The sequence below is a fragment of the Saccharothrix sp. DSM 118769 genome, from assembly GCF_052936295.1.
Map to the genome: position 1 here is coordinate 6,670,356 of NZ_CP193627.1, position 26,065 is coordinate 6,696,420.

Annotated in this window: 19 protein-coding genes; 6 read left to right on the forward strand and 13 right to left on the reverse strand. The window is 74.0% G+C overall.

Features of this window, described 5'->3' with window-relative positions; translation table 11 throughout:
• Window positions 1–37: 37 nt before the first annotated feature.
• The 9 genes from ACRAKJ_RS27755 to ACRAKJ_RS27795 all read right to left on the reverse strand — a co-directional run bounded on the left by ACRAKJ_RS27755 (window position 38) and on the right by ACRAKJ_RS27795 (window position 11,286).
• A complete protein-coding gene (locus tag ACRAKJ_RS27755; RefSeq protein WP_447008727.1) occupies window positions 38–724 on the reverse strand; it encodes a Crp/Fnr family transcriptional regulator in 687 nt (228 codons plus the stop codon).
• A 110-nt stretch (window positions 725–834) separates the two neighbouring features.
• Entirely contained in the window at window positions 835–2,022 is a 1,188-nt protein-coding gene (locus ACRAKJ_RS27760; RefSeq protein WP_447008728.1) for an alpha/beta fold hydrolase, read from the reverse strand.
• Window positions 2,022–3,005, reverse strand: coding sequence for a chlorinating enzyme (locus ACRAKJ_RS27765; RefSeq protein ID WP_447008729.1), 984 nt, complete (start codon window positions 3,003–3,005; stop codon window positions 2,022–2,024). The genes ACRAKJ_RS27760 and ACRAKJ_RS27765 overlap by 1 nt, the downstream gene beginning before the upstream one ends.
• Window positions 3,006–3,023: 18 nt before the next feature.
• Window positions 3,024–4,847, reverse strand: coding sequence for an amino acid adenylation domain-containing protein (locus ACRAKJ_RS27770; RefSeq protein WP_438926171.1), 1,824 nt, complete (start codon window positions 4,845–4,847; stop codon window positions 3,024–3,026).
• Between the two features lie 29 nt (window positions 4,848–4,876).
• Window positions 4,877–5,851: a DUF6039 family protein gene (locus ACRAKJ_RS27775; RefSeq protein ID WP_438926170.1), complete on the reverse strand. Its 975-nt coding sequence runs from the start codon at window positions 5,849–5,851 to the stop codon at window positions 4,877–4,879.
• Between the two features lie 131 nt (window positions 5,852–5,982).
• Window positions 5,983–8,316 carry an ACP S-malonyltransferase gene (gene fabD, locus ACRAKJ_RS27780; protein WP_438926169.1) on the reverse strand — a complete coding sequence of 778 codons (2,334 nt, stop codon included), beginning with the start codon at window positions 8,314–8,316 and terminating at the stop codon, window positions 5,983–5,985.
• 31 nt (window positions 8,317–8,347) lie between these two features.
• Window positions 8,348–9,130: an enoyl-CoA hydratase-related protein gene (locus ACRAKJ_RS27785; protein ID WP_438926168.1), complete on the reverse strand. Its 783-nt coding sequence runs from the start codon at window positions 9,128–9,130 to the stop codon at window positions 8,348–8,350.
• The gene (locus ACRAKJ_RS27790; protein WP_438926167.1) at window positions 9,121–10,365 is read right to left on the reverse strand and encodes a hydroxymethylglutaryl-CoA synthase family protein; all 1,245 of its coding nucleotides are present in this window, start codon (window positions 10,363–10,365) and stop codon (window positions 9,121–9,123) included. Before ACRAKJ_RS27790 ends, ACRAKJ_RS27785 begins: the two co-directional genes overlap by 10 nt.
• Window positions 10,366–10,404: 39 nt before the next feature.
• Window positions 10,405–11,286 carry a DUF6039 family protein gene (locus ACRAKJ_RS27795; RefSeq protein ID WP_438926166.1) on the reverse strand — a complete coding sequence of 294 codons (882 nt, stop codon included), beginning with the start codon at window positions 11,284–11,286 and terminating at the stop codon, window positions 10,405–10,407.
• A 247-nt stretch (window positions 11,287–11,533) separates the two neighbouring features.
• On the opposite strand from ACRAKJ_RS27795, the gene ACRAKJ_RS27800 reads away from it, so the two are divergent.
• The 4 genes from ACRAKJ_RS27800 to ACRAKJ_RS27815 all read left to right on the forward strand — a co-directional run bounded on the left by ACRAKJ_RS27800 (window position 11,534) and on the right by ACRAKJ_RS27815 (window position 16,557).
• On the forward strand, window positions 11,534–12,280 hold the full coding sequence (locus ACRAKJ_RS27800) for a methyltransferase domain-containing protein (protein ID WP_438926165.1): 747 nt from the start codon (window positions 11,534–11,536) through the stop codon (window positions 12,278–12,280).
• Window positions 12,281–12,359: 79 nt separating this feature from the next.
• Complete coding sequence (locus ACRAKJ_RS27805; protein WP_438926164.1) at window positions 12,360–14,027, forward strand: AMP-binding protein; 1,668 nt, start codon at window positions 12,360–12,362, stop codon at window positions 14,025–14,027.
• Between the two features lie 26 nt (window positions 14,028–14,053).
• Complete coding sequence (locus ACRAKJ_RS27810; protein ID WP_438926163.1) at window positions 14,054–14,746, forward strand: SbtR family transcriptional regulator; 693 nt, start codon at window positions 14,054–14,056, stop codon at window positions 14,744–14,746.
• Between the two features lie 272 nt (window positions 14,747–15,018).
• Window positions 15,019–16,557: an MFS transporter gene (locus ACRAKJ_RS27815; RefSeq protein ID WP_447008730.1), complete on the forward strand. Its 1,539-nt coding sequence runs from the start codon at window positions 15,019–15,021 to the stop codon at window positions 16,555–16,557.
• Between the two features lie 46 nt (window positions 16,558–16,603).
• Here the strand turns inward: ACRAKJ_RS27815 and ACRAKJ_RS27820 are convergent, their stop codons facing one another.
• The 4 genes from ACRAKJ_RS27820 to ACRAKJ_RS27835 all read right to left on the reverse strand — a co-directional run bounded on the left by ACRAKJ_RS27820 (window position 16,604) and on the right by ACRAKJ_RS27835 (window position 21,683).
• The gene (locus ACRAKJ_RS27820) at window positions 16,604–17,818 is read right to left on the reverse strand and encodes a glycosyltransferase (protein ID WP_447008731.1); all 1,215 of its coding nucleotides are present in this window, start codon (window positions 17,816–17,818) and stop codon (window positions 16,604–16,606) included.
• Window positions 17,819–17,915: 97 nt separating this feature from the next.
• Entirely contained in the window at window positions 17,916–18,557 is a 642-nt protein-coding gene (locus ACRAKJ_RS27825) for a DUF4082 domain-containing protein (protein WP_438926634.1), read from the reverse strand.
• 71 nt (window positions 18,558–18,628) lie between these two features.
• Window positions 18,629–20,383 carry a DUF4082 domain-containing protein gene (locus tag ACRAKJ_RS27830; RefSeq protein ID WP_438926633.1) on the reverse strand — a complete coding sequence of 585 codons (1,755 nt, stop codon included), beginning with the start codon at window positions 20,381–20,383 and terminating at the stop codon, window positions 18,629–18,631.
• Between the two features lie 217 nt (window positions 20,384–20,600).
• Window positions 20,601–21,683: an endo-1,4-beta-xylanase gene (locus ACRAKJ_RS27835; RefSeq protein ID WP_438926632.1), complete on the reverse strand. Its 1,083-nt coding sequence runs from the start codon at window positions 21,681–21,683 to the stop codon at window positions 20,601–20,603.
• A gap of 432 nt (window positions 21,684–22,115) precedes the next feature.
• Here ACRAKJ_RS27835 and ACRAKJ_RS27840 point away from each other — a divergent pair, with 432 nt between their 5' ends.
• Both ACRAKJ_RS27840 and ACRAKJ_RS27845 read left to right on the forward strand, forming a co-directional pair.
• Window positions 22,116–24,533, forward strand: a complete 2,418-nt coding sequence (locus tag ACRAKJ_RS27840; protein ID WP_438926631.1) for a hypothetical protein — start codon at window positions 22,116–22,118, stop codon at window positions 24,531–24,533.
• Window positions 24,530–26,050 carry a hypothetical protein gene (locus ACRAKJ_RS27845; protein ID WP_447008732.1) on the forward strand — a complete coding sequence of 507 codons (1,521 nt, stop codon included), beginning with the start codon at window positions 24,530–24,532 and terminating at the stop codon, window positions 26,048–26,050. The genes ACRAKJ_RS27840 and ACRAKJ_RS27845 overlap by 4 nt, the downstream gene beginning before the upstream one ends.
• Window positions 26,051–26,065 lie beyond the last annotated feature (15 nt).

Consider the following 26,065-nt stretch of genomic DNA (forward strand, 5'->3'; position numbering starts at 1 on the left):
CGGGGGTGCCGCGCGGGGAGCGCGGCACCCCCGGCCGTCAGCACGGACAGCCCTCCAGGAAGGCCGTCATCCGGGACTCGTTGATGCACAGGAACGAGTCGGGCACCGATTCCACCAGGCCGGCGTCCCGGAAGCGCTTGAGGAAGTACCCGACGCGCGACCGGGTGGTGCCGACCATGCCGGACAGGTCCTCCTGGGTGATCCGGTCGCGGATCTGCACGACGTAACCGCAGTCGGCCCTGCTCCCCACCTTCTGCGCCAGGTGCAGCAGGATCGCGGCCAGCCGCCGCTCGCTGTCCATGGTGAGCAGGTTGGTGATCATCTGCTGCTGCTCGACGACCCGCTCGCCGAGCTTGACGATGAAGTCCTGGAGCAGCGCGTCGTCCGACAGCGCCTGCCGGAGCCTGGACGCCGGCACCTGCCGCAGCACGGTGCGGGTCATCGCCATGGCCGACTCGGCGCGCGGCGGGCCGAACAGCGCCAGCTCGCCGAACGTGTCACCCTCCGGGTGAATCGACAGCAGACATCGCTTGCCGTCCCGAGAATAGGCGACGGTTTTCACCTGGCCGCTTTCGACCAGGTACACGCCGGAATCCCGGCTACCGACGCTGTAAATACTCTCGTCTTTCTCCACGACTAGCCGCGCCGCGCCTGCGCAGTTGTTGCGGATATATGACGAAATACCACTCGTGGACCGTTCGACGACATTGCGGGATGAGCGCACGGAGCACCCCCAGTGTGCATTGTTCGGGCGGATCGAACACGGTTTAGAATGTGCTGCATGTGATGGGACCGCGGCCTCGCGGCCGCCGAACCGGTCCCCTCGGGACTTGCTCAGCCGACCGGCGACCCGGTCCCCGCTAAGCGGGACCGGAGCAGGCCGGTCAGGTGCGCCGGGGCGCGGAACAGGGTGAGGTGGTCACCTTCCGGCTCGACGTGCAGCCGGGCGGCGGACAACCGCTCCGCCACCGCGAGCGACCCCGCGGGGTGCGCGGTGCTGTCCTGTTCACTGGTCACGACCAGCGTCTCGGCCGCCACCCGCGCCAGGTAGGGGCGGGCGTCCTGGGACATGATCACCAGGTTGAGACGGCAGTAGCGGAAGAACAGTTCCTTCGAGGCGTACGGGTAGAGCACGAGGTGCGCCAGGTCGGCGGGCACCCCGGCGAGGGCGTTCTGGAGCAGGACGTCGTGCACGACCGCCGCGGTCTCGCGGTCCTCGGCGGCCATGCCCATCAGCGCTTGCAGGTTGCGCTGGTGGTCGGTCTTCGGCGCGTCGTCGCCCAGGTCGAAGTCGCCGTGCCACAGGCTCAGCGAGTCGACCCGGTCGGGCAGCTCCGCGGCGGCGGCCAGGGCGAGCAGCGCGCCGCCGCACATGCCCGCCACGTGCGCGGAGGGCACCCCGAACGCGTCGAGGACCGCCGCCAGGTCGGCGACCTGCGCGGCGACGTCGTGCGCCAGGTCCACTTCGGACCCCAGGTCGGCGAACAGCCAGCGGCTCTCCCACGTGATGACGCGCCGGTCGGCGGCCAGCGCGCGCAGCCAGCCCTCGGCCAGGCGCACCGGCATCCCGCACGGCAGCACCAGGAGCACCGGCGGCGCCGAGGCGGGACCGACCGCCCACGCGGGCAGCCGCGCGCCGTCGGCCGTCTCCACCACGACACCGTTGTCGGGCGCGAGGAAGTCGTCCGCCAGCGCGCCCGCCACGACGGCGTCCACATCGGACGGTGCGGGCAGGCCGGCGGCGGCGAGCGCGGCGGCCGTGCCCGCCAGGTCGAGGTGGTCGCCCACCACCCGGCTCAGCGCGGGCAGCGCCGCACCGGCCGGACCGACCTCGAAGCGGGGACCGCCCGACAGCGCCGTGACCCGGGCGAGCAGGTCGGTCGCCGCCGCGGGCCACGGCGAACCGTCCTCCGGGGCCGCCTCGACGACCGCGGGCACGGTGAGCGCACCGGCCAGCGGGGCGACCGACCGCACCGCCGCCGCCAGCCTCGCGGCGGGGTGCGGTCGGGCGCCGGTGCTCATCAGGACGCCGCCCCGTCGGCGGACGGGACGTCGTGGCGCGAGGGGAAGCGGTGGCCGCGGGTGGTCTCGGTGACGACCCGGTTGTGCGGGTTGGTGTTCTCGCCGGTGACGAGGACGGCGCCGTAGCGCTCCAGCGACACCCGGCCGCCGTACTCCTCGATGTCCTCGGAGTCCGGGTAGACGTCCACCGACGTGGGCACGTACCGCGAGGCGAAGCCGAGCCGCATCTCGTCGGTGTTGCCGCTGTGCGGGTGCGAGGCGTGCATGAGGGTGGACCAGAACATGATGGCCTCGCCCGGGCGCATGACCATCGACACGGCCTTCGACTCGTCCGGGCTCCAGTTCTCGTCCTTCTGGAGCTCGCGGTAGTCGTAGCCGAAGAAGCCGCGCCGCACGCCGTCCTTCTCCGCGTTGTTGATGCGGTTCGGGTCGTAGTGCATCTTCTTGGTCTCGTCGTAGAACATCTGCTGGTGCGTGCCGGGGATGAACTGGAGGCAGCCGTTGTCCTCGTTCGCCTCGGTGAACGCGGTCCACACGGTGATGGTGCCGCCGAACTCCTCCTGCCCCTCGGGCCACAGGATCTGCGGCTTGCCGGAGGCGTTGGCGAACGTGTCCGCCTGGTGCCAGTCGGTGCCCTCGTCGCCCGGGTACTTGGGGAAGAACTCGGTGCGCCAGCACAGCACGTCCGGGCCGAGCACGCTGTTGACCCGGTCGGTGATCTCCGGGCGGCAGATGTGGTCGGCGAGGAACTGCATGTCCAGGTGCCGGTCGTAGTTGGAGATGTTGGTGTTGCCGGACTCCGCGGCCTCGTCCTGGTACACGGCCATGGACCGGTCGAGCATCCGCAGCCGCTCGCGCCGCCAGGTGGCGACCATCTCGTCGATCTCGTAGACCTTGAACGGGCCGAAGTACCCGTTGGCGCGGAAGCTGTCCAGCTCTTCGGGGGTCAGCGCGAACGTCCGCTCACGACCTGCCAGCGTCATGTCAGGGCTCCTTCGGGTTCAGGCGGTGACGTGCTCGGTGGTGGCGCGCCCCGCGGCGGCCAGGGCCAGTTCGACCTGCTCGGCGATGGCCAGCACGCTGGCCGTGCCGTCCAGCTCCCCGCCGGTGAGGCGCAGGCCGAACCGGAGGTTGACGCCGGTGATGACCCGGACGAGCGACAGGGAGGTGGCGCCGATGTCGAACAGGTCGACCGCGGGGTCGACCTGGCGGCCCATGACCGTCGTGGCGATCTCGCGGACCGCGGTCACGACGTCGGTCGCGGCGGGCGGGTTCTCTTCCGTGAGTGGCAAGTCGCTCACAGCCTTTCTGTTCACCTTGCCCTGGGGGGTGATCGGGAGCGCCGCCACCGGGCAGACGGCGGACGGTCGCAGGTGCGCGGGCAGCAGCCCGGCGACGTGGTCGCGCAGCTCGGCGACGAGGTCGCCGCCGGGGGCGCCGGGGGCGGGCACGACGTGGGCGACCAGGCGCACGTCGCCCTCGCCGAAGTCGCGGGCGGTCACCACGGCCGCCTCGACCCGCGGGTGCGCGAGGAGGCACGCCTCCACCTCGCCGGGCTCGACCCGGTAGCCGCGGACCTTGAGCTGGTCGTCGGCGCGGCCCAGGTAGACCAGCTCGCCGCCGGCCAGCCGGACCCCGAGGTCGCCGGAGTCGTAGAGCCGCAGCACGGGCCGGTCCGCGCCGCGGTCGACCCGCACGAACCGCTCCTCGGTCAGCTCGGGCCGGTTGAGGTAGCCGCGCGCCAGGCCGGGACCGCCGACGTGCAGCACGCCGGGCGTGCCGGCGGGCACCGGCTGGCGGCGCTCGTCCAGCACGTGCACCACCAGGTCCGGGATCGGGCAGCCGATCGGGCTGACCGACGGCTGCTCCAGGTCGGCCTCGGTGATCCGGCGCCGGGTGACGTGCACGCACGTCTCGGTGATGCCGTACATGTTGGTCAGCCGGGGGCGGTCGTCGCCGTACCGCTCGACCCACGGCCGCAGCAGGCCCACGTCGAGGCGCTCGCCGCCGAAGACGACGTGCCGCAGCGCGTACGGGGCGGGCTCGTCGAGCATGTCCGCGGCGATCAGCGCGCGGAACGCCGACGGGGTCTGGTTGAGCACCGTGACGCCCTCGGTGAGCAGGAGCTTGCGCAGCAGCGCCGGCATCCGGGCGGTGTTCGGGGGCACCACGACGACCCGGCCGCCGGTGAGCAGCGGGCCCCACGTCTCCCAGACGGAGAAGTCGAACGACGGCGAGTGGAACATCGTCCACACGTCGTCCTCGCCGAACCCGAACCAGGACCGCGTCTGCGTGATCAGGCGCAGCACGGCGTGGTGCTCGACCACGACGCCCTTGGGCGCGCCGGTCGACCCGGAGGTGTAGATGACGTAGGCGGCGCGGTCCGCGCCGGCGGGCGCGGTCGCGGGGGCGGCGGACCCGGCGGGCGGGTCGGCGTCGGCGGCCCCGTCGAGCCAGACCACGCCGGCGGACAGGTCCGCGGGCAGCGCGCCGGCCGAGCGGGTGGAGGCCACCACGACGGGCACCGCGCTGTCCTCGAACAGGTAGCGCAGCCGCTGCTCGGGGTAGTCGGGGTCGATCGGCACGTACGCGCCGCCCGCCTTGCAGATGCCGAGCAGGCCGACCACCAGCTGCGCGCCGCGCGGCGCGCACAGGCCGACCAGGGTCTCCGGGCCGACGCCGACGGCGCGCAGGCGCTCGGCCAGCTCGGTCGACGCCTCGTCGAGCCGGCGGTAGGTGAGGACGCCGTCGGCGGCGGTCACCGCGACGGCGTCCGGCGTCCGGGCCGCCTGCGCGGCGAACGCCTCGTGCAGGAGCCCGGTCACCGGTTCACCCCCGTTCCTGGTGCCGTCGTTCATGCCTGGTCCGGTTTGGCCGTCGCGTAGAGGCCCCAGTGGTGCGGGGTCAGCGCGGTGTCCAGGAAGCTGCCCTGGGTGAACATCCGGGCCCAGGTGCCGCCGCCGCCCTTCTCCGGGGCGCGCTCGCGGAAGAAGATCTCCCGGGCGCCCTCGTCGCGCACGTGCAGGCGCATCAGGCTGCGGTAGGTGGACAGCGAGCGCATGTGGATCATCCAGTGGATGCGGTCCGCCGCGCCGAACGCCTCCTCGTAGACCAGCACGGTCGCCTCGCCGGCCAGGTTGTCGTTGATCACCTGGGCGGCCTCGCGGGCGAACTGCCTCGCCTCGGACCGGTAGTCGTAGACGATCTCGGCGGTCCGGTGCAGCAGGATGCCGGCGTTGGCCGAGTGCAGCAGCTCCTCGTCGGCCTGGGTCGTCTGGGCCCGGGCCGGCGGGAGGTCGACGTCCGCGTCCTCGCTCAGGTAGACGTCGGTGCTCCGCTCCAGCTCGCCGTCCACCCTGGTGCCGTACATCCCCCAGAACTGGGGCAGCATGACGGTCTCCTGGAGGCTGCCGTCCAGGAACATCCGGGACCACGTGCCGCCGCCCCGCTCGGGGGCGATGCGCTGCTTGCCGAACAGCGCCCGGTACGACTCGTCCGAGTCACCCATCCGGACCAGCGTGTCGTAGGCGTCCAGGGACTTCAGGTGGATCAGCCAGTGGATGCGGTCCTTGGTCCCGAACGTCTCCTCGTACAGGAAGACCGAGGCCACGCCCTCCTGGGTGGTGTTGATGTGCTCCGCCAGCTCGCGGGCGAAGACGCGCGCCTCGGAGTGGAACTCGTTGCGCACCTGGGCGGTCCGCTCGACGATCATGCCCGCGTTGGCGCTGTGCAGCGCGCGGCCCGGCGACAGGCTGGTCTGCCCCTGCGCGCCGCGCGGGGCGGACACCGCGGAAAGCTGCCCACCGGTGCGCGGTTCAACGATTGTCACACATTCCTCCTCCAGTCTTCCGCAGCACCAGGTGCCCTGGAGACGCGGGAACCATATATGGCGAATCCATCCGGCAGAACGTCCGAACGGATGAACGCAACGACCCCCTCATAACCATTTTCGAGGCGACCCTATGCGTCTACCCGATGGCTCCCCAGCTCACTTTTGAGCACGCCACCGCCGGTCATTACGCCGAGCCACCGAGCAAATACGGAGACGGCATCCTCCATCAGGCGCGAGGCCACGACATCGACGTGGCGATTACGCCAATGTGCCAGTTCGGTGCTTTTGAGGTATCGGTTGAACGACCCCATCGCGGGCCCCGTGTGCACCTGGGCGTTCACCCGCTCCCCGCCCCGCAGGGCCGCCCTGGTCCCGTCCACGAAGTAGGCGCGGAAGACCTGGGCCATGCGCGCCTTGGGGTCGCGCAGCGCGCGCTCCAGGTCGGCCGGCCGCTCGCGGCGCAGGTACTCCTCGGTGGTCCGCCACACCTCCGCCAGGGGGCGGCGGAAGAACTTGTCCTCCAGGGACGCCACCGCGGCGCCGTCCAGCTCCTCCAGCGAACCGTGCCGCCGGTACAGCTCGTACAGCCTGGTGGCGCGGGCCGCGAACAGCGTGCCCCGGCGGGCCACCTGCACCCGCGCGCCCATCTCGAACATGTCGCCGGCCGGCGCGTAGGCGGTGTCCTGCACGTCCAGGCCGGCCAGCAGGTCCTTGACGTCGTCGGACACCCCGGCCTCCGGGGTGCACTGGTTGATCGACCCGGTGACGACGAACTCCGCGCCGAGCAGGAAGACCGCCGCGACCGCCTCGGGCGAGCCGAGGCCGCCCGCCGCGCCGACCCGGACGCGCCGCGCGTAGCGGTGCTCGGCCATGACTTCATCGCGCAACCGGCACATTGCGGGGAGTAGCGCCAGGGCCACGCCGCCGTCGGTGTGGCCGGCGGAATCGGATTCCACGCAGATGTCCCCGGCGACCGGCAGGCGAATGGCCGCCGCCGCCTCCGCGCGGGTGAGGTGCCCGCGGGCGACCAGGTCGTCCAACAATGCCCGCGCGGGCGGCCTCATGAATGCGGCGGCGACTTCCGGGCGGGACACCTTGGCCAGCACGTGGCGCACCGCGACCGCATTCCCGTGCTCGTCGAGGTGCGCGCCGGAGAACCGAAACCGGACAACCGGGGCGGTAACGGTCGCGTACCCGGCGGCCTCGACGTGGCGCACGTCGTGCCGCAGGCAGAGGGCGACCAGGTCGTGCTCGCGGGCGTCGTCGTCGAGCCCGTGCAGCAGGTTCACCCCGAAGCGACCGCCGCGCCCGAGCTCGCGGGTCAGCCGGGCCACCGCGTCCTCGACCACGTGCCCGCGCAGCCCGCCGGCCCCGAAGAAGCCCATCAGCCCGGCCCGCGCCATGCGCAGCACCAGTTCCACCGACGAGATGCCGTGGTACATCGACCCGGCGAGGTAGGCGTAGCGCAGCCCGTAGTCGGCGCGGAACTCGGCCGACCCCAGGTTCTCGGCGCGCAGCCCGAACGCGGCGGGCGGCGGCACGACGGGCGCGGCGATCTCGGCGGGCGCGGGCACGACGGCGGGCGGGACGGCCGGCGCGGGGGGTGCGGCGGGCGCGGGCAGCGGGCGTTCCAAGGCCTTGCGCCACAGACCGGTCAGCACGGTCCCGGGTCCCAGTTCGCGCAGCTCGCACACCCCGGCCCGGCGCAGGTGGTCCACGGTCCGCGCCCACTGGACGGGCCTGACGATCTGCTCGGCCAGCAGCTCGGCGACCCGGCCGGGGGTGTACGGCTCGCCGGTCACGTTGGCCACGACGGGCACCGCCGGGTCGGCGAAGGTCTCGGCCGCGACGACCCGCCGGAACTCCTCGGCCGCGCCCGCCATGTACCGCGAGTGGAAGGCGGCGCTGACGTTCAGCGGCACGCACCGCACGCCGGGCAGGGCGGTGAGCACCGGGGCGAGCGCGCTGAGGCTGTCCCTCGGGCCGGACAGCACCACCTGGTCGGGCGCGTTGACGTTGGCCGGGTCCACGTCCGGCGCGTGCTCGGCGACCAGCTCGGCCACCCGCTCCGCGTCCAGGCCCAGCACCGCGAGCATCCCGCCGCCGCGCGCCTCCCCCATCAGCTCGCCGCGCCTGCGGACCATGCGCAGGCCGGCCGCGAAGTCGAAGACGCCCGCCGCGAACAGCGCCGCGTACTCCCCGAGGCTGTGCCCGGCGAGGTACGCGGGCAGCGGCTCGCGCTCCCTCGCGTCGAGGAAGGTCAGCGCGCCCACGACGAACAGCGCGGGCTGGGCGTAGCGGGTCTCGCGCAGCAGGTTGTCCGGGTCGCGCAGCAGCAGGTCGCGCACCGGGAGGCCCAGCTCCGCGTCCGCCCGCGCGACCAGCTCGGGGAAGCGGTCGAGCACGTCCGCGCCCATGCCGCGGCGCTGCGACCCCTGACCGGGGAAAACCCATGCCTGCACGGACACTCCTCACCTCGGCGCGAGACGGGCGTCAGCGTTCCCAGGGGAACCGCTGCTCGGTCACGAACGCGGCCATCCGCTCGCGGACGGTGGCCGAGTCGAGCAGGCGGCGGAACTCGGCGACGGCGGTCCGCTCGACCTCGTCGGTGACGATCCACATCCGCCGGAAGTAGTGCTTGGCGTCACCCACCGTGACCGGGTCGACCTTGCCCACCCGGAACAGCAGCCTGCGCAGCAGCAGGTCGAACTCCTCCGCGCGCTCCACGGCCTCGTCGACGAGGTTCCACCGCTGCGCGCGGTCCACGTCGACCGCGGTGGTGGTCAGGGTCATCGAGTAGGCGGCCTGGAAGCCCGCCCGCCGGATCAGGAACGGCGTGACGCACGCGGGCAGCAGCCCCCACAGCGCCTCGGGCAGGCTGAACCGGGTGCGCGCCGTGGCGTGCACCAGGTCGCAGGCCGCGACGATGCCCACGCCGCCGCCGGTGACCCGGCCGTCCACCTGGGCCACGACCACCCGGGGCGTCTCGGTGAGCCGCCGCAGCACGCCGAGGAACTCGGCGCCGCCGCGCTCGGCGGGGCGCGCGCCCGGGTCCGCCGCCGAGGCGAGGTCCATGCCCGAGCAGAACACCCCGCCGGTCGCGCGCAGCACCACGACCCGGCAGCCGGGGTCCGCCTCGGCGGCGTCGAGCACCCGGTGCAGGTCGGCGAGGAGGTCGCCGGTGATGCTGTTCTGCTCGCCCGGCCGGTCGAGCACGACCGTGCAGACCTCGCCGTCCAGGCTCGCCCGGACCGCGGTGGTGGTCGTCAGCTCCACCGGTACCCCCGGTGGAAGTCGCGGATCTCGTCGAGCACCAGCAGCCCCTGACCGGCGAAGCGGTCGTCGTAGACGTCCTGGTACTCCTTCGTGTCGAAGACGTGGTCGCGCACGCCGCTCATGCGGTGCGCGGCCCCGTCGACCAGGACCTCGTACTCGGGCATCTCCAGCGGCCTGCGGTCGGCGATGCGCCGGCCGACGCCGGCCGCGCCCAGGCGGTCCTTGGCCCGCGGCGGCACCACGCCGCTGTAGAACTCCGACGCGCAGCCCGAGCCGTAGGAGAACATCCCGACCCGGGTGTCCCGGTCGAAGGCGCCGTGGTCGATCGTCGAGCACAGCGCCAGGTACAGCGCGGCGGAGTACACGTTGCCGACCTCGGCGCAGTACTCCAGGGAGCCCGCGACCCGCTCGGCGAAGTCCGCGTCGATCTCCGCGGCCGACAGCCCCGCGTGCCGGCGCACCAGCGTGCGGTGCGCGCCGCGGACCATGCCGGCGAACGGGGTGTGCAGCACCAGGTGGTCGAACGTCGTCACGACGTGCGCGCCGACGACGCGCTCCGCGTAGTGGCGGTAGCTCTGGTCCAGGCACTCCAGGTAGGACAGCAGCGACAGGTCGGAGTCGCCCGCCTCCAGGTCCGGCCGGGGGCGGAGGGTGTCCATCACCTCGTGGCTGTAGTAGCCGTTGGCCCCCGCGTCGAGCGCCAGGACGTCGGCCTGCCGGCTGACCAGCATGGCCACCGCCCCCGCGCCCTGCGACGGCTCCCAGTAGGTGCCGCGGGCCGCCGCCATCGCCGCGTCGGCCGCGATGACCAGCGCTTTCACCTCGGGGTCGGGGTGGGTGCCGACGAACGCCGCGGCCGTCTGGAGCGCGGCGGTGCCGCCGTAGCAGGCGTGCTTGACCTCGAACGAGCGGCAGCGCCTGCCCAGGCCGAGCGCCTCGTGGACGTAGGTGCTGATGGGCTTGCCGAAGTCGATGCCGGACTCGGTGCCGACGACCACCAGCTCGATCAGGTCGCGCTCGTCCGGCGCCAGGGCGTCGACCAGCGGCTTGGCGGCGTTGACCGCGTTGGTCACCGCGTCCTCGCACGGCAGCCCGACGGACTTGCGCCGCATCATCAGGTTCTCGAACCGCCGCTGGTCGAGGTCGCGCGCCTGGAACAGCTCGCGCACGCCGACGCTGGTCCTGCCCACGTAGACGTCGATGGCCTCGATGCCCACCGCTGAGTCCGTCGTCACTCGCACCCCTCGCTCCGGTCGTCGTGGTCGGCGGCGGCGTCAGCTGCCGGCCGCACCGGGGTAGTGCGGGATGAGCACGGTGTCGTGCAGGGAGCCGTCGAGGAACAGGGCGCCCCAGTCGCCGCCGCCCGCGCCGTCCGACACGCGCTGCCTGCTCAGCAGGGCCCGCATCTCGTCGTTGCCGGTCTCCTGCTCCAGGACGGCGCGGTAGTCGTCCAGGGTGCGCAGGTGGATCATCCAGTGGATGCGGTCCTGGGTGCCCCACTGCTCCTCGTACAGGAAGACCGTGCAGCGGCCGGCCAGCTGCTCGTTGAGGTGCGCGCCCCACTCGAAGGCGAACTTGCGGCCCTGCTTGCGCAGCGCGTAGCGCACCTGGCCGGTGCGGTGCAGCACGACCCCGGCGTTGCCGCTGTGCAGCATGACGTCGGGGGCCTGGCTGGTCTGGAACTGCGCGGGGGCGGCGAACAGGCCCTCGACGTCGTGGTCGTCGGCGTGGGTGAGGCCGTGCTGGGGCACGATGATGTGCTCCTGGAAGGACCCCTCGGCGAACATCCGCTCCCAGTTGCCGCCGCCCTCGTCGGCGAGCCGGTCGGCCTGCGCGATCTCCTGGTACTCGGCGTCGTGGTCGACCATCTCCAGCAGGCGGCCGTAGTCGTTGGGCGCCTTCATGTGGATCAGCCAGTGCAGCCGGTCCTGCACGCCGAACAGCTCCTCGTAGACGAGCGTCGTGGCGTACGGGTGCAGCGCCTTGTTGGTGCCGTCCTGGAGGTCCTTGGCGAACGACCGGGCCTGCCGGCGGAACCGGTAGTTGACCTGGCCGACGCGGTGGATGATCAGCCCGCTGTTGCCGGTGTGCAGCAGTTCGTCCACGGGATCGGTGGTCTGCGCCTGCGCGGGCGGTACGAAGGTCCACGCCGTCATCGCCTGCTCCTCTCGAAGGGACGCCCCCGCGGCGGTTGTGCGGCAGGCGGAGCAGGACGCTAAGCACGCCGGGATGGCCGCGCCGCTCAAAGTTGTGCATCCCCGGTCACCTGGCAGGACGCAGTATTCGGGGCACGCCGGGAGGGCGGACAAGCGGACCCGACGGTCCGGTTGGGCTATGCTCCCGCCGTAGGCCCGCCTGCCGCGGGACGCTGTCGGTCGAGCGCACCAGAGGGAGTCCGGTTCCATGGCCCAGACGATGTCCTTCGACAAGGACGCCGACGACTACGACGCCTACCACGGCGGCCTGGAGCGGGGCCGCAAGGCCGCCGCCGACATCGCGCCGCACCTGGTGCCGGGCACCGTGCTGGAGGTCGGCGTCGGCACCGGCCTGGTCGCCTACGGCATCCGCGAACTCGGCCACCCGGTGGTGGGCATCGACGTGGCGCCGCAGATGGCGGCCCGCGCCGGGTACCGGCTCGACGGCATGGCCGTGCTCGGCACCGCCGAGAAGCTGCCGTTCGGCGACGACTCCGTGCCGAACGTGGTCATGGTGCACCTGCTGCACGTCGTGGACGACATGAAGGCCACCCTGAGCGAGGCGGCCCGCGTGCTGGCCCCCGGCGGGCGGCTCGTGGCGGTGCACGGCGTGCCCGAGGCCGAGCCGGACGACATGGTGGCCGCCGCGTCGGTCCTGGACGTGCTCAAGCCCGAGGTGCCCGACACCCCGGAGAAGCTGCACGAGACGGCCGCGTCCCTCGGCCTGAAGCTGGTCGCCACCGGCGGCGCGAACCCGTACGAGCTGGACATCAGCCCGAACGACTACGCGGACAGCATCGCCGGCCGCGTGTGGTCCTACCTCAAGAACGTCGACGAGGCCGACTGGGAGCGCCTGGTCGTGCCCGCGGTGGCCGCCCTGCGCGCGCTGCCCGACCCCGGGACCGAGCGCCACCAGGTGTGGCAGGTCCCCCTCTCGGTCTTCACCCTGGACTGACCGCCCGGAGCCCTTTCGGGAGCACGGCCCGCCGCGCGCGGCGGGCCGGGTCGTCCCCTGCCCGCACCCTGGAGGAACCGTGCCCGAGGACGTCACCCTGCCCGTGCTCCTGCGGAACCTGGCCGCGACCGCGCCGGACGCCGTCGCGGTCACCGTCGACCCGGACGCCGTGCTGACCTTCGGCACGTGGGAGCGCCGCTCGCAGGCCGTGGCGCTGGAGCTGCTCGCCCGCGGCGTCGAGCGCGGCGCGCGGGTCGCGGTGTACTTCGGCGGCGACGAGTGGGTCGACTACGCGGTGGCCTACCTGGGCGTGCTCAAGGCGGGCGCGACGGCGGTGCACCTCAACGGCGGCATGACCGACGAGGAGCTGGTCCGCCGGCTCGACCAGTGCCGGGTCGCCGGGTTCGTGCACGGCTCCGAGGCGCCCCGCCCGGTGCTGCTGGGCACCGACCGCTGGAGCACGCCCGTCACCGCGCTGGAGACCGGCCGCACCGGCCCCACCGGCGTCGAGCTGCGCACCGACGACCTCGCCGACGTCCTCTACACCACCGGCACCACGGGCCTGTCCAAGGCCGTCGCGTGCCCGCACGGCAACTACGTCTTCGGCCGCGCCCAGGCGACCATGGACCACATCGCCGCCGTGGACCACATGCTCGCCCCCATGCCCCTGGGCACGTCGACCAGCCAGGCCACGATCTGCTTCCCGATCCTGTCCGGCACGCCGCTGCTGCTCAACGCCCCCGGCGACCCGGAGCGGTCCGCCGAGCTGATCGAGCGGCACCGGCTCGGCACGATCATGGTGCCGCCGCACGCCGCGATCCAGCTCGTGAACTCCGGCGCGGCGGCCCGCCACGACCTGAGCTGCGTGGAGACGGTGGCCACGGCGTCGGCGGCGTTCCCGCCCGCGGTGGCCGAGGCGCTGCTGGCGGCGCTGCCGCAGGCCCGGCTGGCGACGTCCTACACCTCGATCGAGGCCGCGCCGGCCGTGGTGATCAACGTGTTCGACCCGGCCGCGCCGACCGCGCTCGGCGTGCCCGCGCACGGCACCGAGCTGAAGATCACCGACGACGACGGGGTGGAGCTGCCGACCGGGCGGGTCGGGCACGTCTGGCTCCGGTCGGCCGCGCCCAAGCGGCTCTACCTCGACCCCGAGCTGAACCGCGTCACGCACGTGGACGGGTGGACCCGGCTCGGCGACCTCGGCCACGTGGACGAGGCGGGCGTGCTGCACTTCTTCGACCGCGCGGTGGACGCGGTCCGCACGGCCGGCGGGCTGGTCTCGACGTTCGCCGTCGAGTCCGCGCTCTACGAGCACCCGGCCGTGCTGGAGGCCGCCGCCTACGGCGTCCCCGGCGACGACGGCGAACGGGTCGTGGCGCTGGTCGTCACGGGCGACCCGGTCGTCGTGGCGGAGCTGTCCGCGCGGGCGTCGGAGCGGGTCGGCGTCCCCGTGGAGGTCGAGGCGGTCGACGCGCTGCCCCGCAATTTCCTCGGCAAGGTCGTGAAGCGCGAGCTGCGCGCGCGATCGGCAGGCACCCCACGACCCGCGACCGCGGGTGACGTCCCGGAAGGAAGTGAACGACCGATGAGCATCCAGTCGGCCCTGCTGGAGCTGCTGCGCTGCCCCCACGACACCGCGACCCCGCTGGGTCAGGACGGCGCGGAGCTGGTGTGCCCGACGTGCTCCCGCAGGTACCCGATCGTGGACGGCGTCCCCGTGCTGCTGCCGGAGCCGGTGGCGGGCTGACCGCGACGACGGGCACCCTGGACGCGATGACGACCGGAACCACCAGCACTGGGGGCACCATGGCCGGCAAGGCCGAGCGCGGCGTCGCGCGATCCCGCACGGACGCGGTCCGCAACCAGCGGTTGCTCGTCGAGGCCGCCGGCCGGGCGTTCGCCCGGTCCGGCCTCCAGGTCTCGGTCTCGGCGGTGGTCGACGAGGTCGGCCTCGGCAAGGGCACCGCGTTCCGGTGCTTCCGCACCAAGGAGGACCTGGTGGCCGCGGTGGTCGCGGCGCGCCTGTCCGAGCTGGCGGCCCTCGCCGTCCCCGCCACCGACGACGAGTCGCCGGTGGCGGCCCTGCTGCGGTTCCTGGAGCGGCACGTGGAGCTGCTCGTGACCGACCGCGGGGTGTCGGAGGCGCTGGACGACCCGGTCCAGGCGCACCCGGAGGTCCGGGCGGCGGTGGCGGCCCTGGTCGAGGCCGCGGAGGCGGTCGTCGCACCCGCCCGCGAGGCGGGCGGGCTGCGCGCGGGCGTGACGGCGGTGGACGTGGTGGTGCTGGCCGGCGCGGTGGCGCGGACCGCGCGGCCCCTGGGCGCCGTCCGGCCGGACGCCTGGCGGCGCTACCTGCACGTCGTCCTGGACGGGCTGCGGTCCGGCGTGGACGACCGCGACCCGCTGCCTGGGCGCGGCCCGGCGGCCGAGGACCTGGACACCGCCATGGGGGCCGCCGCCCGCTGAGCGCGGGCCCCGCCCCCGCACCGCCCGCGACGGCCACCCCGCGCCGCCCGCCCCACCCCACAGCGCCCACCCCACAGCGCCCACCCCACAGCGCCCACCCCACAGCGCCCTCCAGACAGCGCGCATCCCGCAGTACCCGCCCGGTAGTGCGCTGTTCTGCGCAGCCGCGAGGGCCGCGCGTCCCGGAGGATCGACCGGCACACCCCTTAAGCGGACCAGTGGGTCCGCTTAGCTGCTACGGTGAAGCCCCGATCCCCTCCAGGAGTTCAGCCATGACCGCATCTCCGGGTCTCGACAGCCAGTCCGCCTCCGGAGGAGGCGCGTCCGGGAACCGCTGGCTCGTCCTCGTCATCGTGTGCCTGGCCTACTTCGTCGTCGCACTGGACGCCACCGTGGTGAACGTGGCGCTGCCGTCCATCGAGCGCGAGCTGGGCATGTCGCCCGCCGCGCTCCAGTGGGTCGTCAACGCCTACGCCCTCGTCTTCGGCGGTTTCCTGCTGCTCGGCGGTCGGCTCGCCGACCTCGCCGGCCGCAAGACCGTGTTCATCGCGGGCGTCGTGCTGTTCACCGTCGCCTCCGCGCTCAGCGGCCTCGCCACCTCCCCGGAGGTGCTCACCATCGGCCGCGGCCTCCAGGGCCTCGGCGGCGCCCTGATCGCGCCCTCGGCGCTGTCGATCCTGACGACCGCGTTCCACGACCCGGGCGAGCGCACCAAGGCACTGGGCGTCTGGAGCGCCATCGGCGCCGGCGGCAGCGCGTTCGGCCTGTTGATCGGCGGCCTGCTCACGGGCCTGCTGTCGTGGCACTGGATCTTCTTCATCAACGTGCCGTTCGGCGTCACGGCCCTGGTGCTGGCGGTGCGCACGGTGTCGAACTCGCGCGAGGAGCTGCCGCACCGCAGCTTCGACGTCGCGGGCGCGCTGACCGTGACCGGCGGCCTCGTGCTGCTCGTGTGGACGCTGAGCAACGCGCAGGCGTGGGGCTGGACCTCCCCGGTGGTGCTGGCCCTGCTCGGCCTCGGCGTGGCCCTGCTGGCGGCGTTCGTGGTCATCGAGTCGCGCAGCAAGTTCCCGCTGATGCGCCTGAGCGTGCTGCGCATCCGGACGCTGGCCGTGGCCAACGCGACGCTGATCTTCCTGACCTCCGGCATCTTCACGATGTTCTTCTTCTCCGCCCTGTACCTCCAGGGCATCCTGGGCTACGGCCCCATCCAGGGCGGCCTGGCGTTCCTGCCCGCCGCGATGGGCGTCATGGTCGGCGCCACCGTCGCGGACGCCCTGGCGCGCAAGATCGGCCACGTCGTCACCGGTGCGGGCGGTCTCGGCCTGGCCACGGTCGGCATGCTGCTGCTGTCGCGCATCACCGCGCAGTCGACCTACGCCGCGGACCTGCTGCCCGGCCTGCTGTGCCTGTCGATCGGCCTGGGCATCGCCTTCGTGCCGATCACGTTCCTGGCGACGTCCGGCGTCCCCGAGGCGGACTCGGGCCTGGCGTCGGGCATCTACCAGACCGTGCAGCAGATCGGTGGCGCGATGGGCCTGGCGGTGCTCGCCGTGCTGGCCGCCAACCGCACCGAGGCGGTCCTCGAAGGTCCCTCGCCGCTGCCGCTGCCCGAGGCGCAGGTCGCCGGCTTCAACGTCGCCTTCGTCGGCGGCGCGGTGCTGCTCGCCGCGGGCGCGGTGGTGTTCGCGGCCCTGCTGCGCAAGCGCCACATCGCGCCGCTGCTGGCCGAGGCGGAGGCCGCCAAGGCGGCCGGGCCGGAGCCGGCCGGGGAGTCGGCGAAGGACGCGCGGGTCGACGGGTCCGCCTGATCGGGCCGGTGCCGGTGCCCGCCGCCCGGCGGGCACCGGCACCGCGTCACGCGCCGGGCAGCACCGGTGCGCGCTCCACCGCCAACCGCTCCAAGAGGTCCACCGCGTGGTCCGTGCCGGGCAGCTCCGCCATCTCCGCGCGGGCCTTCGCGATGTCGGCGCGCATGTCCTCGTCGCCCAGGACGCCGAGCACGGCGGACCGCACCCCCTCCGGGGTCGCGGTGGCGGCGTCCAGCGGCCTGGTCAGGCCGAGCGCGGCGAACCGGCGCGCGTTGTCGTGGTCGTCGGTCAGCAGCGGGATGCTGACCTGCGGCAGCCCGGCGACCATCGTCCCCGTCATCGTGTTGAAACCGCCGTGGTTCACCACCGCCGAGCACCGCGACAGCAGCAGCGACTGCGGCAGGTAGCGCTCGACGTGGACGTTCGCCGGTCGCGGCCCCAGGTCGGCCGGGTCGCGGTCGTGGCCGACGGTGGCGACCACGTCGGCGTCGAGGTCGGCCAGCCCGTCGAGGACCGTCCCCATCAGCCCGGGGTAGGCGCCCGGGTAGAAGCGGATCGCCACGGTGCCGAACGACACGTACACCAGCGGTCGCTCCCCCAGGTGCGCCAGGTGCTCCGGCAGCCGCTGGTCACCCAGGTTGTCGAACAGGCCGTCCCGCAGGTGGTGGGTGGTCGGCGGCACCGGCCGGGCGGGGTCGAGCAGGCGCGGCAGCGCGAAGCACAGGTTCAGGTGGCGGTGCAGCATCCCCAGGCCGTCGCCGGGCGGCAGGCCGACCTCGGCCCGCAGCCGCACCATCTCCTCGGCGATGTCGTCCAGCAGCGGGGTCGTGTCGTACAGCGGCGTGATGTCCACGGAGGCGCACGGGATGTCGAGCGCCTCGCCCACCGCCGCCGCGGCGGGCTCGTAGCTGTCGCGCACCAGCACGTCCGGCCGCCACTCCCGGCACACGGGGACCAGGTCCACCGCGGTGCGCCGGGCCCGCACGCCGTACATCACGCGGGCGATGGCGAACCGGTCCATCTCCACGCCCGGCGACAACCCCCTCGCCCCCGCCTTCAGGGCGGTGAACTCCTCGTCGCCGTCCCCGTCGCGGCTCAACCCCGCGGCGAAGCCGGCGAACCCCAGGGAACGCACGTCGTCGAGCAGGTTCGAGGCGCAGGCGAACGCGACCTCGTGGCCGCGGTCGCGCAGCGCGGTGGCGAGCGGGACGAGGGGGTGCAGGTGACCGGACGTCGGGGTGGAGGTGAACAGGACACGCACGGCGACTCCTTCACGGGGGACCGGGAGCCCGTTTCTACGCCGCCGCGCGCGTTCCGTCGTGCCACAAGTGAGCACCGGTCCCCGCCCGGTGCGCCGGTCAGCCGCGGAACTCCGGGTTGACCCAGTAGGTGCTGTTGCCGCGGTTCTCGGTGGGGAAGCCGCCGCCCTCGCCGCGGCGCAGGACGCCCGCTCCCGCCGGCGCGGTGAAGGGGCCGTGGGTCACCGGGGCGGTGTAGTAGTCCGGGGAGGTCAGGTACCCGCCGTACGGGCTGTAGTAGGAGATCACGTACTCGCGGCCGGCCTGGACCGGGACGGGGGTGGCGAAGAAGATCTCCGCCATCCGGCCGGGGTGGGCCCAGGCGCGTTCGGCGAGCAGCGCGCCGTCCTGCCACAGGCGCAGCGTGACGGGGCCGCGGTAGGCGCCGCGCAGCAGGGAGGCCCCGAGGACGTGGCCGGGCCGGTCGAAGACGGTCCGCAGGCCGACCTCGGTGGGGCTCACGTCGTCGCTGACGACCTCCGGCGCGGGACGGGTGACGAACTCGCAGCCCTCCACGCAGGACACGGCCCGCGGCCCGGGGATGCCGAGCGGCGACTCCGGCGAGGCCGCCGACAGCGTCGCGGGCGCGGCGTGGTGGGCGGGGACGCGAACCGGGCGGTGCTGGTCGACCGCCTGGGCGGAGCCGGACAGGACCAGGGCCGCGACGGCGACGGTCGCGAGCAGCCTGGGTAAGCGGGACATGCGGACTCCTCTGGGGGCGGCGGACGGGGAGTGGTCCCCCGTGGTGGGGATCGTTCGGCGGGGCCCCCGCGCTACGCCGGGGCGGTGAAGACGACGTCCACCCAGTAGTTGTTGCCGCCGTAGTAGTCGGTCGGGAAGCCTGCGCCCTGCCGGAACCTGCCGTTGGCGTACGGGCCGGCGGCGGTCCAGAGCGGTTCGGAGAACACGCGGGGGCGGCGGTCGAAGTAGCCGTGGTCCATGGCGTGGTGGCCGTTCGGGGCGGTGTAGGAGGCCACGTACACCCGGTTGGCGCCGATCCGGACCGGGGTGGCGAAGGTCAGCTCCTGCCAGCCGGTGTCGGTCTCGCCGGTGAACGTGCCGGTGGCCAGGAGCGTGCCGTCCGCCGCCCACAGCGAGCCGGTGTGCGTGCCGGTGTTGCCGGGGCCCTTGTAGAACCGCACGCCGGTGACGGTGCCCGGGGTGGAGGTGCCGAAGCGGACGCCCAGCTCGAACGGGCCGCTGTCGGGGCTCGCCGGTACCTCGGGCACGGTCGCGGCGCTGAACAGCGAGCACGGGCACGCGGTGCCGGGCGCGGTGGTGAACGACCAGGTCGCGGGCACGGCCAGGGCGTTGCCGCGCGCGTCGGCCACCACGGCGCTCGCGGTGTAGCGGGTGCCGGGGGCGAGCGGGGCGTCCGGGGTCCAGGTGACGGTCCTCCGGTCGTCGGACAGCGCGGCGGTGCCGTGCAGCACGGCGCGGCCGTCGTCCGACAGCGTGATCGTCGGCGACGCCGGGTCGATCGGTTCGTCGAAGCCGAGGGTGAGCACGCCGGTCGCGGGCGCGCCCGCGCTGTCCGGGGCCGGGTCGCGGGTGTCGAGCACGGGCCGGGTGTAGTCGCCGTCCGCGCCGTGCCGGTAGACGACGTCGACCCAGTAGTTCGACGCGTGGTAGCCGCTGTCGGGCATCCCGCCGCCGTAGCGGAACAGGCCGTTGGGCGTGGTGGCGGTGTCGGCGACGGCCCAGACCTGGTCGTGGCCGATCAGCCGGCCGTAGTTGCCGAAGAACGTCTCGTCGATCGCGTAGTGGCCGCGCGGCGCGAAGTAGGAGACGACGTAGGTCGTGTTGGGCTCCACCGCGACGGGCGCGGCGAAGGTCAGCGACTGCCAGCCGGTCGTGGTCTCGTCGGTGAACGTGCCGGTCGCCAGGCGCCGCCCGGCGGCCGACCACAGCGAGCCGGTGTGCGTGCCGGTGTTGCCGGGGCCCTTGTAGAACCGGACGCCGAGCACCTCCCCCCGGCCGGTGAAGTGCACCTTCGCGCCCAGCTCCACCGGGTCGGGGTCGTCGGTGGCGGGGCGGCCCGGGACGGCGAAGTCGTCCCAGATCGTGCACGGGCAGTCGGCCGAGCGCGGGGTGCCGGTGGTGAACGACCAGGTGGCGGTGGCGTCGCCGGCCTGCACGGAGGCGGTGTAGGTCGTGCCCGGGAGGAGCGGCGCGTCGGGGGTGAACCCCGCGGTCGGGCCGCTCGCCGGGGCGACCCGGCCCTCGACCGCCCCGGCCGGCCCGGTGAGCGTGAACCGCACCTCGGCGTCGGCGATGGTCCGGTCGAAGGTGGCGGTCACGGTGGGGGTCAAGCCCACGCTGCCCGCGCCGGCGGGCGGTTCCGCGCCGAGCAGCGCGGACGTGGTCGCGGTGGCCCCGCCCACCTCGTCCGGTCGCGGCACGCGGCTCGACTCGGCGGACGCGGCGGGGACGACGGGCAGCACGGGCGCCAGGGCGGCGACGGCGAGCACGAGCAGTCGTCTCAGCGGTCCACCGGCAGCGCGGCGGGTGGCGCCTGGTAACGGCATGGTTGTCGCCTTTCCCCTCAGACCGGACCACCCGATCACACGTCGGGGATCGGTGCGGTCGGATGCGCCGTTACCGCTTCCCGGGGTCCGCGCTGGTATTCCGCACGAAGGGGGTGCGCATCCGGGTGCGGACCGCGCCGCGCGGGGGATTTCCCGGCATTTCCCACTTTGTGCGGTGCGCGGTGGCGCACACCCCGCGATGATGCCGCCGGAACCGTTATCCGGTCCGTCCGCAGTGGAGCGCCCGCAGCACGGCGGCGTGGGCGGGTTTCGGGTTGCCCGCGCCGTCGAACAGCAGGGGCGTGCTGCCGGCGCGCCACGAATCGGTGTCGCGGACGCCCCACACCGTGATCCCGGCGCACCGGGGCACCGCCAGGCACGCCCTCGTCACGCGGCCGAAGTCGTCGGCCTGGGCGGCGCCGGAGCCCTCCACGTCCAGCTCGGTGACCTGCACCTCCACGCCGAGGTCGGTGAAGTCGCGCAGGGTCGCCGCGAAGTCGACGGGCACCGGGTTGGCGGCGCCGAAGTGCGACTGGAGGCCGACGCAGTCGATCGGCACGCCGCGCTGCCGGAAGTCGCGCACCATGTCGAGGACCGCGCGGGTCTTGGCGTGCGCCCGGTCCTCGATGCCGTAGTCGTTGTAGCAGAGCTTCGCGCCCGGGTCGGCGGCGCGGGCGGCGCGGAACGCGGCCTCGACCCAGTCGTCGCCGGTGCGCTGGAGGTTCGAGTCGCGGCGGCGGCCGGACGTGCCGTCGGCGAACGCCTCGTTCACCACGTCCCAGGCGTGGACCCGGCCCCGGTAGTGGGCGGCGACCCCCGTGACGTGGTCGAGCATCGCGGCGCGCAGCGCCGTGCCGCTCAACGCCGCCAACCACGAGGGCTGACCGGCGTGCCACAGCAGGGTGTGGCCGCGCACCCGCTTGCCGCCGCGCAGGGCGTGCTCGACGATCGGGTCGGCCGCGGCGAACGTGAACCGGCCCCGCTGCGGTTCGGTCGCGTCGAGCTTCATCTCGTTCTCGGGGGTGACCACGTCGAACTCGCGGTCGAGGATCGCCGCGTAGACCGGGTCGGACAGCTTGCGCCCGGCGACGGCGACGCCGAAGTACCGCCCGGTCCGCCGCGCCGCCTCAGCCAGCGTGGACGCCGGCGCTGCCGCACCCGAGGCGGTCACACCCGAGGCAGCGACACCCGAGGCGGTCACACCCGAGGCAGCCGCACCCGAGGCCGCGGCACCGGGTGCGGCGAGGCCCGGCGCGGGGAGCGAGGCGGCGAGGAGGGCTGCGACGAGGAGTGCGCGCACTGGGCGGTCCTTTCGGCCGTGGGGCGACCATGGTCTTGCGCCCGGCGGGCGCGGGCAACGCTTGGCGCAACCTTGCGAAACCGCGCCTCCCCCGACCGGCGCAGCACGCCTTCCCCGCCCCCTGTCGGCCGATAACGCATTCCGCGCCACTTCTTTCGGCGCATTCACCCCAACGCCCGAACAATCACGCGGACAGGTTCACCCTCGACCCCGTATTCACCGGTCCGGAAAAAATCAACACCTTTCCCCCGGGTGAGCACGCGTTATCCGAAAAATCGGAGTTCTGCGTCATGTGGCACAGTGCCCGCCTCAGCGCTTTCCCACACTGCGGGTGGTCGGAAGAGCGGCGACGGCCACTCTTCCGAACCGGGGGCCGAGAGAGGAACAACCTTGTCGCTCCACCCTGAGGCGCACCACCGATCGATAATCTCGGTGGACATCGCGGGCTCCAGTGCCGAGGGCAGGCGCGTGGGGCACCGGTTCCACGCGGTCCACTCCCTGCGCGGGATCGTCGACGGCGCCCTCGACGAGGCGGGCATCGCGCCGGAGCACTGCGACTTCCGGGACCGCGGGGACGGCTACCACATCCTGGTCGACGGCACGGTGCCCAAGGCCCGCCTGGCGCGCCGGTTCGTCAGCGAACTGGTGGACGGGTTGCTGGAGCACAACGAGAGGTCCAACGAGCAGAGCAGCCTGCGGCTCAGGGTCGCGCTGCACTACGGCGAGGTCACCCCGGCGGGGACCACCGAGGTCTCCAAGGCGATGGAGCACGCCACCCGCATCCAGGACGCGCGGCACGTCCGGGAGCGGCTCCGCGAGTCGGGCGCCGTGCTGGCGCTGGTGGTCTCCGCGGACTTCCACGACAACATCGTCGACGAGGTCGCGGCCATCCGCGACCGGTACGACTTCACCGCGTTCACCGAGCCCTTCCGGGGCGTCGCCCTGACGGCCTGGCTGTGCCTCTTCGGCGGGCGCACCTCCCGGGCCGCCGAGGTCGCCGACGACGGCGCGCGGGAGACCGGCCCCGCGCTGCCCGCGATCCCGCGCGACGAGTCGGACCCGGTGTTCGACGTCCTCCGGTCGGTCATCGTGCTCGGCGCGCCGGGCGCGACCGCGCCGCAGGAGCGGACCACCGCGCCCGTGCTGTTCGGGCCACCGGGGTCGGGCAGGTCGCGCACCGAGCGGTGGCTGTGCGACGACCTGGCGGCGCGGGGCCAGTGGTGGGTGCTGCTCGGCGCGGACGAGGACCGCACCACCCCGCCGGTGCCCGACCTGCTGCTGGAGGCGGCGCTCAGGCTGGTCGCGCAGGACGGCCCCTGGGACTTCTCCGGGCTGCTGGGCCACCTCGTCGCGGCGTCGACCCGGCGCGCGGGCGGCGGGGCCGTCGACGGCCTGCTGCCACCGCCGCGGTCGCGGCACGCGCTGGAGGCCGCGCTGGGCGGGCTGGTCGACGTGGCGGGGCTCGGCGACTGGGCCCGGTCGGCGGCCCACCGGGCGGGCGCCCGGCTGCTCCGGCCCCGCTGGACCCGGCCGGGCGGCGGGCACGACTGGCACCGCCGGGCCGGGTCGCTGGGCGCGTTCGCCGACCTGTCCGCGCGCGTCGACCAGGACTCCCGGGACCACGCCGACCGCGTCCTGATGACGGCCTTCCTGGAGGACCTGGCGGCGGTGGAACCCGGCGGGCGCCGGGTGGACCCGGTGGTCGTGCTGAGCAGCGACATCGACGCCGCGCCGCTGCTGCGCGCCTGGGGCGGGGCGCTCGCCGCGGGGGCGCGCGCCAGGGCGACCCTCGTCGCGGTGGGCGACCGCGCGCTGGTGGAGAGGCTGGGGCTGCCGCGCGACGAAGTGCTCCCGGCCGACCGGGAGGAGGTGCGGCGGTTGAGCCGCGGCGCCACCGCGGTTCGCGGGCCGTACACCCCGCTGCCGCTGTCGGGGCTCACCGCGCCGCAGGTCGAGGCGATGGCCGCCGAGGTGGGCGTGCCGGAGCGGCACCGGGAGCGCCTCGTGTCCTCCGTGCTGCGGCTCAGCGCCGGCCACCCCGGGGCGGCCGCCCAGTTGGTGCGCGCCGCGAGCCTGCTCCCCCCGGCCGAGTGGGTGCCCGGCCCCCTGCTGGGCGTGCACGCCCACGACGGTTCGGGTCCGCTGCGCGAGCACCTGCTGGACCGGCTGCTGGCGGGGCGGACCACCGGCGTCGAGGACGCCGTGACCCGCTCGGCGGCCAGGAACCAGGCCGAGGCCGCCCTGCTGATGGCGGACGCGCGCCGGGCGCGGCTGACGGGTCCCGCACCGGCGACCGAGTGGGCGTGCACGGGACCGGACGGCGTCCCGGTGATGCACCCGCTGCTGCGGCTGCTGCTGGTCGAACGGCTGGCCGGGCGACCGGCCGACGCGTCGGACTCGTGGGAGGCGGTGTTCACCCGGCTCGCCGGGTTCGCGAAGCGGCGCGGCGACGAGGAGGGCGAGCTGCACCACCTGTTCGCCGCGGGGGACGTCGACGCCGTGCTGCGGCGGCTGGAGGAGCTGCTCACCACCGTCGGCGGCCGGCGCTGGCTGGAGGTCGTGGAGGTCGTCGCGTCCTGCCCCGCCCGACCGGGCCAGCCGCCGCCCGGGGCGTTCCGCTCGCCGGTCGAGGCCGTGCTGCTGTCGTGGCACGCCACCGGCGACGTCCACCTGATCGACGAGTGGGCCGACCACCACATCACGACCGCCACCCACCTGAGGCAGGTGGCGGGGCTGGCGCGCAGCGGGCAGGTCGAGTTCCTCGACGCCGCCGACCGGCACGAGGAACTGGGCCGCCGGCGACCGCGCCGACCCGGTCCGCCCCACCAGGACAGGGAGGAACAGCGGTGACCCGAGTGGACATCCCCGACGCGCGGCCCCGGTGGGACAGGCGGAAGGTCCTCGCGCTGTGCTCGGCGGTGGTCGTCCTGCTCGCGGTGGTCGTGGCGGTGGCGCGGGCGGTGCGCGAACCGGTCTGCGACGACCAGGAAGGGCTCGCGCTGGTCGAGGAGCAGTGCGTCGGGGTCGCCGACCCTGGCCGGGCGTTCGACTTCGGCCGGCCCGCGCTCCAGGGCGTCATGGAACGCATCCGGGTGCAGAACGAGGTCGCGGCGCGGGACCCGGAGCACGTCAGCATCGCGGTCCTGCTCACCCTGACCCCGCGCGGCGCGCACGCGATCGAGCCCGTGGAGCAGGTCGAGCACCAGTTGGAGGGCGCCGTGCGCGCCCAGGCCCTCTACAACGAGGACGACGTGCCGAAGGTGGTCCTGCTGCCCGCCAACGCGGGCGAGGGCTTCACGCACTGGCGGCCGGCGGTGGACGAGCTGCTCCGCAGGCGCGGGGCGCCCGACCGGCTCGTGGCGGTGACCGGGTTCGGGCAGAGCCTCGCCCCGGCGGTGGAGGCGCTCACGGTGCTGTCCCGGAACCAGGTGCCCCTGGTGGCCTCGACGATGACCTCCGACTCGCTGCGCGAGGTCGACGGGCTGCTCCGCCCGGCGCCCAACAACTCCCGGCAGGCCGCGGTGGCCGCGCAGAAGGCCCGGGAGGTCCTCGACGCCGACGCCGCGCGGGCCGCTCCCGGTGCCGGGCCGACACCCCGGGGGGTCGTGGTGATCACCGACCGGAACACCGACGACCAGTACTCCGTCGACCTCGCCGAGCAGTTCGGGACCCAGGCCGGGGCGCTGGGCGTCGAGGTCCTCAAGACCATGACGTACGACAGCAGGTTGAAGGACATCAGGGTCACGTTCCGGGCCGACCAGGCCAACATCTGCTACGCGAGCACCCGCGTCTTCTACTTCGCCGGGCGGGGCGTGCACCTCGGCGCGCTGGTCGAGGCGCTGGGCGACGAGCCGTGCGAGAAGGGCCGGGAACTCGTGATCCTGACCGGCGACGACAGCCCCAGCGACGAGCAGGCGGGCACCGAGAAGTTCCGCGCGGGCATGGCCGGCGGCATCAGGATCATCCAGACCGACCTGGCGGCCCCCGACCTGCTGGAGAGCTACTCGGTGCTGGCGGCCAGGGGTGAGGAGTGGCGGATGAGCAGGCAGGCCGTCGAGGACTTCACCGGTCCGGGGCTGCCGGACTACGCGGTGAGCGGCGCGGCGCTGCGCGACGACGGCGCGGTCCTGTCCTACGACGCCGTGCTCACCGCGCTCGCCCTCGTCACGAAGGCCGTGGACCCCGAGCAGCGGACACCGCTGGACCACCGCGAGGTGCTCAAGGTCATCCACACCCTGCACGACGCGAACGCCGTGCCGGGTGCCAGCGGGCGGCTGTCCTACACCGGCGACGGCGACGCCGAGGACAAGGTCGTGCCGCTGATCGAGCGGACGGCGTCGGGCACGGTGCTGGTGGACGTGCGCTGAGGCCGGCGCGGGCGA